This is a genomic window from Oceanobacillus longus (genome assembly GCF_042650085.1).
GTDB lineage: Bacteria > Bacillota > Bacilli > Bacillales > Amphibacillaceae > Oceanobacillus > Oceanobacillus longus.
The window spans coordinates 252,291-265,019 of the sequence record NZ_JBHSAO010000001.1 but is presented as its reverse complement, the minus strand read 5'-3'; the positions used below and the strand labels follow the sequence as shown (position 1 = coordinate 265,019).

Below are 12,729 nucleotides of genomic sequence, written 5' to 3'. Positions count from 1 at the left end.
AGTCAATTATGTAATTTCATTACGATATGTCAGTAAGATTTATAACATGAGGAATTCTCACTAGTCTAACATAAATTTCATGCATGTCGAAAGGATAGTAAACGAAAAGACCGAATACATTTATAAAATATGACGTAAAACCCTATACACAAAGCAAGAGCACACGTCGTCATAGTGTGCCCTTACTTTGTCCTATTATATATTCTCTACAGCTTGCTTCACCGTTGCAAAAGATTCAACGTCGGATAAATCAATACCACTATGTATAACTGTCTGTACAATATCTGGACGAAGGCCTGTAATAACTACGTGTATACCCATCAAGCGCAGTGTTGTTCCTACTTGATGTATTAAATCTGAAATGTATTCATTAATGGTTAATGTTCCCGAGAAATCTGCTATCACATGATCTACTTCTAGTTCAGCAATTTTTGGAACAACGTTGTCCATAATATGTTTTGCATTATTTCTCCCAATATATCCGATTAAGGGTACAATAACGATTCCATCTTGAATCGGCACAATTGGTGCAGACAACTTCAGGACTTCTTTTTCTGTATCTTCCCTCTGTTTATCGGAAAGGCGTTTATACCAAAGGAAGGTTTCATTTAAACTAGCGTCCAACATTTTATCAATCCGTTTCAAAATATACGCATGATCCCGGATAGACAAACCAAACTCTATACTCAACCCAGTTAAAATATCATTAAAGATTTCTTTGGTAGGTGGATAGCGATTAATAATCTCTGATAATCTGCCTCCAGAGGATACTTGCATCTCTGAATTTTTCTTACTCCATTCCAATAGTAAATCTGGGATCTCCTTCTCATCCTTATCAATAAGTGATTCTCCCAAAAATCTAAATAAATCATCATACATCTCCATTGCCTGTTCTTCTTCCCATTTTGGAACATCTAACTTTCCTTTTCGAATTACTCCATTTACAACTTTGGTAGCCAATATCTTCTTATTTTCACTTATGTATTTGGAAAAAATAAATAACGAGCTCATGCGTATTCCCACCTTCTTGTATTGTGCTCGGTCTTATATTGGTTAAGGCCTCAATATAATAATTCTACATTTGTTCCCTATTTCCTTTTAAAATGAGTCTATTAGCCTTTATCCAATAAAGAATGGCTTGTAATTCCCTAGATTTTTGCATGAATTACAAGCACGAAGGTCTATCTCCGATTACTCTTCGGATCAAATGCATCCCGTAAACCATCCCCAATGAAATTAATAGACAGAACCGTTATCAATATTCCTAACCCCGGTGGAATCCATGCTTCGGGATGGTTGCGCAATATTCGTATATTTTGAGCTTCAGAGATCATATTTCCCCATGTAGGTGTCGGCTGAGGAATACCAAATCCAATAAAACTTAGACCAGACTCAATGATAATGTATGATGCCATCATTAGTGTCGCATTAACGACAATTGGTCCAATTGCATTTGGGATAAAATGCTTAAAAATAATACGGAAGTCCGTCGCTCCTATAGCACGTGCACTTAGAACAAACTCCTGTTCACGTAATGATAAATACGTCCCTCGAATAATACGAGTTAAATTAGGCCACGACGTTAGCGCAATAATCGTCACGAATAATCCAATCGTCACTTTGTCAATAATCGCCATAATTGTCAGCACAAGGACGAGAAATGGCAACATAAGCATAATATCCGTTGCCCGCATAATAACATTGTCGACTTTTCCACCATAGTAGCCAGCAAGTGAACCAAGAATAACTCCGATAATCAGCGTAAAGAACATCGCACTAAAACCTACAATTAAAGACACACGCCCACCATACAAAAGACGCGCAAAGTTATCTTGACCTGTTCCATTTGTACCTAGAATATGCTCATTACTTGGTCCCTTTTCAATCAATAATAGGTTCGTTTCTTCTGGATCAATAGTTGTGAATACGGGTGCCATGACACAAATCATAATAATAATGAGTAAAATAAATAAACTGACAACTGCCATTTTATTTCTTATAAACCGGTGTAAGCCCAATTTAGACAAATTTGACAGGCTACCCAATTCTTTTCTAGTATATTTGCGATTATTAAATATAGTAGTAAATTGATATATTTCTGCTAATAATTTGTAATTTGTAACATTTCATCATTCTGCTTATGATATTAGTTCCTTTTCTAAACACAAAAAAGCGCATTCATTTTACTGAAACGCGCTCATCAATTACTCGTTTTACGGATGGAATCATTTATAACCGTAATAATCTTTATACCAATCAATGAATTCACTTATACCTTCTTCAATGGAAGTGCTAGGTTTATAGCCAACGTCTTTAATTAAATCATCTATATCCGCATATGTCTGAAGGACATCCCCACTCTGTAATGGCAGATACTCTTTCTTGGCTTCAACACCGAGTTTGTTTTCAATTGCAGCAATAAAATCCATTAATTTGACCGGAGTGTTGCTCCCTATATTGTAAATTTTATACGGTGCATTACGACTGCTGGCATCTGGATTATCACTCCATTTCGCGTTCGAGTTCGGCAAATGATTCATAATCCTTACAATGCCTTCCACAATATCATCAATATAGGTAAAATCTCGCTCCATGTTTCCATGATTATATATTTTTATCGGTTTCCCCTCCAGTATCGCTTCGGTGAATTGGTATAATGCCATATCCGGGCGTCCCCATGGTCCATATACAGTGAAAAATCGGAGGCCAGTTGTAGGTAATCCATAGAGGTGGCTATACGTGTGAGCCATCAGTTCATTTGCTTTTTTGGTAGCGGCATATAAGCTTACGGGATGATCGACATTATCATGAACGGAGAATGGTAATTTTGTGTTTGCTCCATAGACCGAACTTGAAGATGCATAGATCAGATGATCAACGTTATGGTGGCGACAAGCTTCAAGTATATGAATGAAACCGACGATATTTGAATTTATATACGCATGTGGATTCTCTAAACTATAACGCACTCCTGCCTGAGCAGCTAGATCGATAACGATAGAAGGTTGATACTCTTTAAATAACGCATTTATTTGATCTTGATTTTCCCGTTCCATTTTCACAAAAGTAAAGTTTTCATCGGATAACCATTTTAAGCGATTTTCCTTTAATTCCACATCATAATAATCATTCATGTTATCGATTCCGATTACTGGATACCCAAGAAGAAGTAAACGTTTCGACAAATGCGCACCTATAAAACCTGCTGCGCCAGTTACTAGAATCATGATCTCACCTCTAAATTTTAGGGGTTCCTTTTCCATTACTTTTTCTTTTTTGAGTTGGAGTTTGAAAAATGTAAGGTTGATTCATCACCGAAAACCCCATAAATTGTATTTTTTTTAATATTTTTTCCAATCAGTTTTGCTTTCTCTCCAAATACACTATCCGTAATTTCATACGGTACATTTTTCAAGCAAGAACCTTTTAGAACGATGCTGTTTTTTAGAGTGCATTTTTTTATTGTCACACCTGCTTCAATTGATACGTATGGGCCAATTACAGAATTGCTAATTTCACAATTTTCTCCAATGATGACTGGTGGAATGATAATCGAATTTCTAGTAATTTCTTCTTCGAAATCATGATCCGACTGTGTAGGACTTTTCTTAAGCATCCACTGGTTGGCCTCAAGCCAACGTTCCATCGTTCCCACATCAAAGGTAGGTTCGTTCGTTTTTATATAATTGATGGAATAACCATGATCAATCATCCATTGGATGGCATCAGTAATTTCATATTCACCTCTTGCTGAAGGGGAGATCGAATCGATAGCCTTAAAGATATTTCCATTAAATATATAAGCACCAATCACAGCCAAATCAGATTTCGGATTTGCTGGTTTTTCTTCCAAGGTTTTGATTTTCCCATCCTCAATTTCTGCTATTCCATAATCTTTAGGGTGTTCTACTTTCGTCACCAACACCGTACCGTGGATATCTTCTTTATGAAATGACTCCATTAATAAATCTAACGGTTCTTCTATCAAGTTATCGCCCAATAATAAAACAAAAGAGTCTGATCCGATAAAATCTTCAGCTTTACCAACTGCATGCGCAATGCCTTTTTGTTCATATTGATAGATATAATGAAACCGTATATCTTTACTCGTACTGGACTGTACATGGTTCTTAAATATTTCCTCATCATTTGGTTGTATTACGAGGCCTATTTCCCGTATGCCGATATTGTATAAATGATCTATTCCATAATTAATTACGGATTGATTTGCAACTGGCAATAAGGGTTTAGGCTTTGTATACGTTAAAGGCCTTAATCTAGTTCCTTTTCCTGCGGTCAGGATTAAACCCTTCATTTCTCTCATCCTTTCTGTAAACGGTCATTAGGAATAACCAATTCCTTTATAATGAAACTTGAATTCTTTTATTTTTGCAGCATCTAGCATATTCCTTCCATCAAAAATAGATGGCTCATTTACGAGATGCCGTACTCTCTCCCAATCCAGTTCTTCATATTGCGGCCAATGCGTACAAATAAGAATTGCATCGGACCCTTTTACCGCTTCATAAGGGTCACTGTATTGTTTTATCCCTTTATTTATCCAATCCTTTGATAGATGAACAACCGGATCATGTACAGCAACACTTGCCTTTTCTTTCAGCAATTGGTCTATAATCGGTAAGGATACCGATTCACGCGTATCATCTGTATGAGGCTTGAAAGCCAATCCAAATAAAGCAATTCTTTTACCTTCTAGCGTATCAAAACTCTTCTTTACTTTTTCTAAGAAATAGGAGCTTTGATTACTGTTAATCTTCTCCACTTCTTTTAAAAGACCAAGTGGACGTTGATAGGCATCAGCTGTGCCCAAGAGCTCCTTGACATCTTTTGGAAAACAGGAACCTCCATAGCCGAGTCCAGCCTCTAAGAAGTGGGGGCCAATACGATCATCCAATCCCATCCCTTTTGATACATCTTTAATATTAACTCCGAGTGTATCGCAAAGTTTTGCCATTTCGTTGATAAAAGATATTTTTGTTGCGAGAAAAGCATTGGAAGTATATTTTATCGTTTCTGCAGCCATTGCAGTCGTTTGTAAAATCGGACAATTCCAGCTTTGATAAAGTTTGAGCATTGCTTTCAGTGCCTCTTCATCATCACTACCTATTATGATACGGTCTGGATAAAGAGCATCTTGCAATGCATTTCCTTCTCTTAAAAACTCTGGATTCATTACTACATGCACGGGGTTTAAATCAGCACTTTCTTCGTTAATCCATTCCTTCACTTTATTTGTCGTCCCAATTGGTACAGTGCTTTTTACTACAATTGTTTTCTCCCTGTTCTTATAACGCCCAATCATTTGAGCAACTTTTTTTACATAGGTTAAATCAGCATTCCCATTCTCGAGGGAAGGTGTGCCAACTGTAATAAAGAGAATGTCATGGTTTTCGATCGCTTCTTTTACATCTGTTGTAAAACTTAACCGTTCATGACAAATTTGATTTCTTAGCATCTCTTGTAAGCCCGGCTCGTAAAAATAGAGTTCTCCTTTCTTTAACGAAGCTATCTTTTCTTTATCAGTGTCTAAACCTGAAACCTCATGGCCTGCGTTTGCAAATACCGCTCCCATTGTCGTACCAACGTAACCCATCCCTATGAATAAAATTTTCATAAAATATCTCCCCACTTATTAACAAGTCGTACGATTAATATATTGCTATTTCCAAAATCAGTAACGGCGAATAAGTAGAAAAGCACAAATAAGGCGTACGGCTACTTGATACACTCCCTTAATAAATTGTCTATTTTCTCTATTTGTAAGTAATCAATCTATACTTTCTCTTTTTGCCTGAATAGAATACTTACTACGGAGGTGAAATAATGGCAGATCAATTAATAAAACCATGGGCAGAAGAGATTGCTTCAGACTCTCTTTATGTTCCAGCGTATATCGAGGATATGACACAGGAAGTATTGAAGTTTTACGAGTTTAGTGTTCATCATATGGCGGTTATGGCAACGAAGGATAAACAAGGCGGTGCCATTTGGAAAATTGACACCGATCAAGGTCCTTTTAGTTTGAAGTTATTACACCGTAGACCGGCTCACAGCAAATTTAGCCTTGGTGCTCAAGAATATTTAGTAAAGGTACAAAAGGCAAACGTGCCAGCAATTATTCAAACAGTAGAAGGAGAAAACTATGTTGAAATGGGAGGGAAAATTTGGTTTGTAGCAAAATGGATTGAGACACTACAACCAGTCTCGGAAGATTTGGAAGGTACGAAAATGCTTTGCTATGCTTTAGGGGAATTTCATAGACGATCACATGGATACGTACCTCCAGCTGATGCAGAACATGTCTCCCGACTTCATCGGTGGCCAAGAACCTATGAACGAATCGAGAAAAAATTGGGCTGGTTTCGGGATATCGCAACAGCCTACAGTGATATGCCGGCAAGCGCAACGATCTTATCTGCAATCGACATGTTTGAAAATCAAGCTCGCGAAGCACGCATTCAACTAGCAAATTCACCCTATCACAAAATACTTGCCATGGGCACACAGGAAGCTGGTCTTGCTCACCAAGACTATGGATGGGGAAATTCCCAATTTGCTGATGATAGAATGTGGATTATTGACTTGGATGGTGTGTCATTCGACATCACGATTCGTGATTTAAGAAAACTGATTATCGATCGAATGTATTATCTTGAAAAATGGGATATAAATTGGATAAGAGAAATGATTCAAGCTTACGAGCAAGCTAATCCAATTACGGATGAATCATATGAGATGTTACTCATCGATTTATCATTGCCAAATTTGTTTTATAAGAATATAAAAGATATCGTCTACTCTCCCACCATATTTATGACTGAGAAATTAGATCAGGAATTACAGTTAATCATTGAACTCGATAAGCAAAAATGGCCTGTGCTAGAGGAATTAGCCAAAGATCGGAAAGGAGGTAAAACAACAACATGAAAATTTTAATCATTTGTACGGAGAAATTGCCCGTTCCAGCCATTCGTGGTGGGGCTATTCAAACGTATATCGACGGAGCACTACCAGCATTAAAGAAAAAACACCAAATAACGGTGTTGGGAAGAAGTGACGAATCACTTCCTAATGATGAAGTCCAAGATGATATCCGCTACATTCGGGTCGATGGTGGTCTATTGGAGATTTACCGGGAAAATGTCATCCAATTCTTCAACGCATCACAGGAAGATTATGATTTGATTCATATTTTCAACCGGCCACGTTTAGTAAATTCCGTTCGCACACTGGCACCTAAGTCCAGAATTGTTTTGAGTATGCATAATGACATGTTTAAACCTGAAAAAATTGATGCAACGGAGGGAGCATTTGCTGTAAAGAACGTCGATAAAATAATTACGATCAGTAATTATATAGGCAAAACGATTAAAGATTTGTTCCCTGATGCCGCTCCTAAGCTTCAAACCATCTATTCCGGAGTCGATTTGGATCGTTTCGTACCATCCTATTCGCAAGAAGCAAAAATAATCAGAACGAAGATGCGTGAAGCGCATAATCTTTCCTCAAAAAAAGTTATCTTATTCGCCGGTAGACTTTCCCCTAATAAAGGAATCGATGTACTGATTCGGGCGATTCCTGAATTGGCACAAAAACATGAAGATATTGCTCTCGTTATTATGGGAAGTAAATGGTTCAGCAATAATTCCGTAACCGATTATATTGCCTATGTTCGAGCACTTGCTGAGCGACTTCCAATCCCGGTCATTCAAACGGGTTTTGTATCTCCAGATAAAATCCATGAATGGTTCGTTGCCTCTGACATTTTTGTTTGTACTTCCCAATGGCAAGAGCCTCTAGCTCGAGTCCACTATGAAGCCATGGCAGCAGCATTACCGATCATTACAACAGACCGAGGTGGAAATAAAGAAGTAATTGAACCCTATAAGAATGGGATATTGGTAGAAAATCCAAAAGACCCAGGAGAATTTGTTGAACATTTATCTTACCTTCTCTCCAATCCGGAAAAAGGGGAAGAAATGGGCAAATACGGACGCACCCTAGCTGAAAAACACTATACGTGGGAACGTGTCGTCAATGATATTTCTTCTGTTTGGGATGAAGTAGAGAACATGGAAAGTCAGGATTATAACATTCTGGATGTCGATTATTTTAATGAAATAAGCGTGGATTCTATAGCTAAAACGTCATTTGAGAACTTGGAAATTGAAAATGATGAAAGTACCATTTTCAATAAAAATTCCAATTCTACGCAAATAAAAGGTCTAGTTATTCTTCAAGTACTTCTGCAAAAACAACTGGAGCAAGAGACAGACCGTACGTTGTTAAGAACCAACAAATTAATTATAAAGTCAATAGAAGCAAAACTGCAGCAAGTTAATAATAACAACAAACATTCAGAGGAAGAAAAGCAGGAACAAAGAACACAATAGGGATATGAGTCCTGTGTCGGTCCCAAGCTAAACGACACCTTTCGTAAAAAATGGGACTGATCCTAGACTCACATCCTATTTGGGTAAGACGTAAACAAGTTGACATGATAAAAAAACACACCGAATGAACGGTGTATTTTCTTTAATACATAATAAATTCTATTTTACTAACGTAAGTAAAAGTTCTCGAATCGTTTTGCATGCCATCGCTGTTGAAGCACCTGATGGATCGTAGGCTGGTGAAAGTTCTACCACATCAGCTGCTACAATTTGATTTAAAGCTTGCATTTGCTGGATTGCCTCCAGCAGTTCTCGATAGGTGATTCCACCGGGTTCAGGCGTCCCTGTCCCAGGAAAAATACCAGGGTCAAGAACATCCAAATCCATGGTTATATATACGGGAACATCTTTTAGTTCACCTATTTTCTCTTTTAACGTATAAAGGGAAAACCGCTCTAAATACGTATGCTCTTTTGCCCAGTCGAACTCTTCCTTCAGTCCGGACCTGATCCCGAATTGAAATATCCGTCCATCTCCCAGAAAGTCATGACTCCGGCGAATAACGGACGCGTGGGAAAGCTTTTCTCCTAAATAATCTTCTCGAAGATCTGTATGGGCATCGATATGAATCACATGCAACTCTGGATATTTTTCATGTGCTGCCTTAATCGTAGGTAAACTAACCAGATGCTCTCCGCCTACCATGAGAAACTTCTTCCCATCCTGCAAGACTTCCTGGCTGTATTCAAAAATCTGTTCGATTACTCGACCTGTATTTCCAAAAGGCAATTCTAAATCTCCACCATCGAAAATAGATGTATCTTCCAGGTCTTTATCTAAATACGGGGAATAGGTTTCCAGTCCATAAGAATCCGGTCTGATATGCTGCATAGCAAAACGAGTCCCTGGACGGAAACTTGTTGTACCGTCAAATGGCACACCAAATAAGACAACCTCCGCTTCTTTGTATGAATTTTCACAACCAATGAAGGTACTTACATTTAACGATTTATTCTTCACCGATTGAGAGCCTCCTTCACGTAATTCGGCAAACCGAAGGCCCCAATGTGGAGATTGGTATTATAATATTTCGTTTTAAGTCCGAACTGCTCCCAGGCTTTCACGTTTAGATTCTTGAGGGGATCTAGACGCTTTGATGCAAACCCAAATAGCCAATGGCCTGATGGATAGGTGGGCATATGGTATTGATATACATGCGTAATTGGGAAAATATCTTTAATCTTCGTATGTGCTTTTTTCATATTGGCAGCATATTCAGCAAAGTATGGCGATTCGTGCTGGTTAATCAAGATACCATCCGCATTTAATACGCGATAACATTCCTTATAAAATGGCTTCGTAAACAGTCCTTCACCTACAGAGACTGGATCTGTGGAATCAACCAAGATCAGATCAAACGATTGATCCGGCGCGTTTCGTACATATTCCAAGCCATCTTCAAAGCGCAACTTCATCCGGCTATCTTCTTCAACACCGCGGGCAGTCACTGGCAAATATTGTTGACATAATCGAAAAACCCGCTCATCAATTTCTGCCATAACCACTTCTTCTACGTTTGGATAACGTAACACTTCACGTGCTGTTCCACCATCTCCCCCACCAATAATCAAAACCTTTTTGATGTTCGGATTTGTTGCAAATGCAGGGTGTACAATCATGTCATGATAAATAAATTCATCTTTTTCATTTACCATCATCAATCCATCCAATGTGAAAAATGTACCAAATTCTTTTCCTTGATAGAAATTAATTTGTTGAAAGGATGATTGTTCACTGTATATTTTCTTATCATAGGCAATGGAGAATTTACAATCGTTACTCCATTGTTCGGTATACCAATTCATTACTTTACACCCTCTAATTCTTCTTTTGGCTTCACTCTTACCTCTTCAATTTCCTGTTCCGCAAATTGGCGAATTTTATCAACCATTCCACGAGGTACTTCAGATGATTCGGTTTTTTTGGCTTGCAGTTTTTCAGATAAGTAATCAGCTGCTTTCCAAGGGTTTACGGAATCGCCGCAAGTATAAACATCTACAGAAGCAAAACCATATTCCGGCCATGTGTGAATGGTTAAATGCGATTCTGCAATAATGACGGCACCTGAAACTCCATATGGATTAAAATGATGGAAAACCGATTCAACAATCGTCGCACCAGAATAAGCTGCCGCTCCACGCATATGCTTTTCAATTAAGGCATGATCTTCAATCACTTCGCTTGGACAACCGTAAAACTCAATTAAAACATGTCTCCCTAATGCCTTTATTTCTAATCCCATTTTACGCATTCTCCTTTATAACTGTTATATGGTTTGTTTCTTTAGATTCCGTTAACACATTGCCAAACGTCTTACGATAATAATGATATTGCTTGAGGATATCCGTGGATATCCGTTCCCCTGGAATCACAAGTGGTATCCCCGGTGGATAGATCATTAATGTGTCTGCACATATTCTGCCAACAGCATCATCAATAGTAATTGACTCCTGGGCAGCATAGAATGCATCCCTTGGGCTTATAACGAGTTCATTAACCTGATCTGCTGTAACATGTGGCAGCATAATCATAGAACGGTGACCAAGGTTTTTTTCAATATCCTTTAAAGCCAAAACAAGTTTTTCAATCGATTCCCTTGTATCCGATCCAGTAACTATGGCCATGATAACATAGCCTTCAGCGAGTTCCATCTGTATTCCGTATTTTTCTTTTAAAAGGGTATATACTTCGAATCCAGTTAAACCAATACCATTCACCCGGATGACTAATTTCGTCCAATCATACGATTGATCATAATGGTCTTTTACATAGGGAGCTTTCAATATTTCATAGTTTGAAGCCGACTCAATTTCATTGATCGCTTCTTCTATAATTGATTGTAACTGACTGTAACGCTTCTTTCCGTAGAGAGACAATTCCCTCCTTGCTACATCCAACGAACTCATAAGCAAGTAATTTGCACTCGTTGTTTGCAGCATATCCAGTACTTTTCGAATCTGTTTAGATGCGATTCTATTATTGTTAAGGAGAAGTATGGAACTTTGTGTTAATGAGCCACCAGTTTTATGCATGCTTACCGCTACAACATCTGCCCCAGCATAGATAGGATCGATCATCTCCTCTGACATAAAGCCAAGATGGGCACCGTGCGCACTGTCAACAATGACCGTCATATCCTGGTCATGGGCAATCCGGCAAATTGTTGCCAAATCGCTCATCGATCCGAAATAAGTTGGGTAGGTAACCAATAACGTCCCTGCTTCTGGATGCGCTTCGATAGCTTTTCTTACATTTGAAACCGAAATACCGTGGGAAATTCCAAAGTGGTAATCAACTTCCGGCTTAATAAATACTGGTTTTACTCCACTTAAAATAATTCCATCCATGACGGATTTATGGCAATTTCGGGGTACGAGTAATGTATCTCCCGGCTTACAGGCTGCCATAATCATTGCATGAATGCCAATCGTCGTTCCATTCACTAGAAAATAAGCATGATCGGCACCAAACGCATCGGCAGCTAAGTCTTGTGCTTCTTTAATGACAAATTGAGGATGACTTAATAGATCAAGCTCTTTCATAGAATTAACATCCATCCGCATCGCCGTTTCCCCAAGTGCCATCTTCAACGGATTCATTTGGGCACCCATTTTATGACCTGGTACATCAAACGGGGTTACTTTTTGCTTTGCATAGTGAACTAAAGCTTCAAACAAGGGCATCTTATCCTGATCAACCAATGAAATACTTTTCGTTACACGCTCCTGCAATTCGTTCATCATGTCGATGATACCGTGTACCCTATTTCAATTAATGTATCTCTTGCAATTTTTTCGATATCTATGAAGGCTCTAGTGGTCATTTTCCCACCTACAATAACCGTATTTGTCGTGTCAAACACTTCACAGGCTACCCTTGAAAAGGGATTCTGCTCAAGTTCTGCGCCCAGTTCTGCATCCGAAATTTGATTTGCGATTTTATCGGGATGTCCTTCAGACACAGGCTCTGAAGTAAATAAAATTTTCTCTGCCAACATTAACCCTCCTAACAAAAAAATAATTTTAGGCACACAAAAAAGCTCTCCTACAACCACCTAAGGAAAGCTTCGATTAATATCAGCTGCTTATCCTCTTATCGTTCACAAAATGCAATATTTTGTGCTCAGGTTGGGCCCCATGATCTGATTGTTTAAATCAGATTGGTTTGCCACCGTATCCTTGACCCCTCGTCTCAACGGCTATTAATAAGATAGACTTTATTCATGCTGAGAATAATACTAATCGATAATATATAT

12 protein-coding genes are annotated in these 12,729 nt (G+C 38.4%); 2 read left to right on the top strand and 10 right to left on the bottom strand.

Annotated elements, in window-relative coordinates; genetic code table 11:
- Positions 1-195: 195 nt before the first annotated feature.
- From ACFOUV_RS01305 to ACFOUV_RS01285, 5 genes are all read right to left on the bottom strand, one after another.
- Positions 196-1,011: an STAS domain-containing protein gene (locus ACFOUV_RS01305; protein ID WP_379494962.1), complete on the bottom strand. Its 816-nt coding sequence runs from the start codon at positions 1,009-1,011 to the stop codon at positions 196-198.
- 170 nt (positions 1,012-1,181) lie between these two features.
- Positions 1,182-2,078 carry an oligopeptide ABC transporter permease gene (gene opp4C, locus ACFOUV_RS01300; protein WP_379495735.1) on the bottom strand — a complete coding sequence of 299 codons (897 nt, stop codon included), beginning with the start codon at positions 2,076-2,078 and terminating at the stop codon, positions 1,182-1,184.
- Between the two features lie 147 nt (positions 2,079-2,225).
- Positions 2,226-3,230 (bottom strand): NAD-dependent epimerase, encoded by a 1,005-nt coding sequence (locus tag ACFOUV_RS01295; RefSeq protein ID WP_379495734.1) that lies wholly within the window; start codon positions 3,228-3,230, stop codon positions 2,226-2,228.
- 32 nt (positions 3,231-3,262) lie between these two features.
- A complete protein-coding gene (locus tag ACFOUV_RS01290; protein ID WP_379494961.1) occupies positions 3,263-4,315 on the bottom strand; it encodes a glucose-1-phosphate thymidylyltransferase in 1,053 nt (350 codons plus the stop codon).
- A gap of 27 nt (positions 4,316-4,342) precedes the next feature.
- On the bottom strand, positions 4,343-5,635 hold the full coding sequence (locus tag ACFOUV_RS01285; RefSeq protein WP_379494960.1) for a UDP-glucose dehydrogenase family protein: 1,293 nt from the start codon (positions 5,633-5,635) through the stop codon (positions 4,343-4,345).
- A gap of 209 nt (positions 5,636-5,844) precedes the next feature.
- Between ACFOUV_RS01285 and ACFOUV_RS01280 the strand changes: the two genes are divergently transcribed.
- Both ACFOUV_RS01280 and ACFOUV_RS01275 read left to right on the top strand, forming a co-directional pair.
- On the top strand, positions 5,845-6,948 hold the full coding sequence (locus ACFOUV_RS01280) for a CotS family spore coat protein (RefSeq protein WP_379494959.1): 1,104 nt from the start codon (positions 5,845-5,847) through the stop codon (positions 6,946-6,948).
- A complete protein-coding gene (locus ACFOUV_RS01275) occupies positions 6,945-8,414 on the top strand; it encodes a glycosyltransferase family 4 protein (RefSeq protein WP_379494958.1) in 1,470 nt (489 codons plus the stop codon). Before ACFOUV_RS01280 ends, ACFOUV_RS01275 begins: the two co-directional genes overlap by 4 nt.
- A 159-nt stretch (positions 8,415-8,573) precedes the next feature.
- Here the strand turns inward: ACFOUV_RS01275 and speB are convergent, their stop codons facing one another.
- Genes speB through ACFOUV_RS01250 form a run of 5 tightly spaced genes read right to left on the bottom strand, consistent with a single transcriptional unit; the run spans position 8,574 to position 12,468 of the window.
- Positions 8,574-9,434 (bottom strand): agmatinase, encoded by an 861-nt coding sequence (speB, locus tag ACFOUV_RS01270; protein ID WP_379494957.1) that lies wholly within the window; start codon positions 9,432-9,434, stop codon positions 8,574-8,576.
- The gene (speE, locus tag ACFOUV_RS01265) at positions 9,431-10,279 is read right to left on the bottom strand and encodes a polyamine aminopropyltransferase (RefSeq protein WP_379494956.1); all 849 of its coding nucleotides are present in this window, start codon (positions 10,277-10,279) and stop codon (positions 9,431-9,433) included. The genes speB and speE overlap by 4 nt, the downstream gene beginning before the upstream one ends.
- Entirely contained in the window at positions 10,279-10,704 is a 426-nt protein-coding gene (gene speD / locus ACFOUV_RS01260) for an adenosylmethionine decarboxylase (protein WP_379495733.1), read from the bottom strand. The genes speE and speD overlap by 1 nt, the downstream gene beginning before the upstream one ends.
- A 13-nt stretch (positions 10,705-10,717) precedes the next feature.
- Entirely contained in the window at positions 10,718-12,217 is a 1,500-nt protein-coding gene (locus ACFOUV_RS01255; protein WP_379494955.1) for an aminotransferase class I/II-fold pyridoxal phosphate-dependent enzyme, read from the bottom strand.
- Positions 12,214-12,468 (bottom strand): S-adenosylmethionine synthetase N-terminal domain-containing protein, encoded by a 255-nt coding sequence (locus ACFOUV_RS01250; protein ID WP_379494954.1) that lies wholly within the window; start codon positions 12,466-12,468, stop codon positions 12,214-12,216. Before ACFOUV_RS01250 ends, ACFOUV_RS01255 begins: the two co-directional genes overlap by 4 nt.
- Between the last annotated feature and the right edge of the window lie 261 nt (positions 12,469-12,729).

Bases quoted from the DNA above. Each gene is read 5' to 3' on its own strand.
- ACFOUV_RS01285 (WP_379494960.1), bottom strand. From the start codon at position 5,635: ATGAAAATTTTATTCATAGGGATGGGTTACGTTGGTACGACAATGGGA.
- ACFOUV_RS01275 (WP_379494958.1), top strand. From the start codon at position 6,945: ATGAAAATTTTAATCATTTGTACGGAGAAATTGCCCGTTCCAGCCATT.
- speE (WP_379494956.1), bottom strand. From the start codon at position 10,279: ATGAATTGGTATACCGAACAATGGAGTAACGATTGTAAATTCTCCATT.
- ACFOUV_RS01280 (WP_379494959.1), top strand. From the start codon at position 5,845: ATGGCAGATCAATTAATAAAACCATGGGCAGAAGAGATTGCTTCAGAC.
- ACFOUV_RS01305 (WP_379494962.1), bottom strand. From the start codon at position 1,011: ATGAGCTCGTTATTTATTTTTTCCAAATACATAAGTGAAAATAAGAAG.
- ACFOUV_RS01290 (WP_379494961.1), bottom strand. From the start codon at position 4,315: ATGAAGGGTTTAATCCTGACCGCAGGAAAAGGAACTAGATTAAGGCCT.
- ACFOUV_RS01255 (WP_379494955.1), bottom strand. From the start codon at position 12,217: ATGATGAACGAATTGCAGGAGCGTGTAACGAAAAGTATTTCATTGGTT.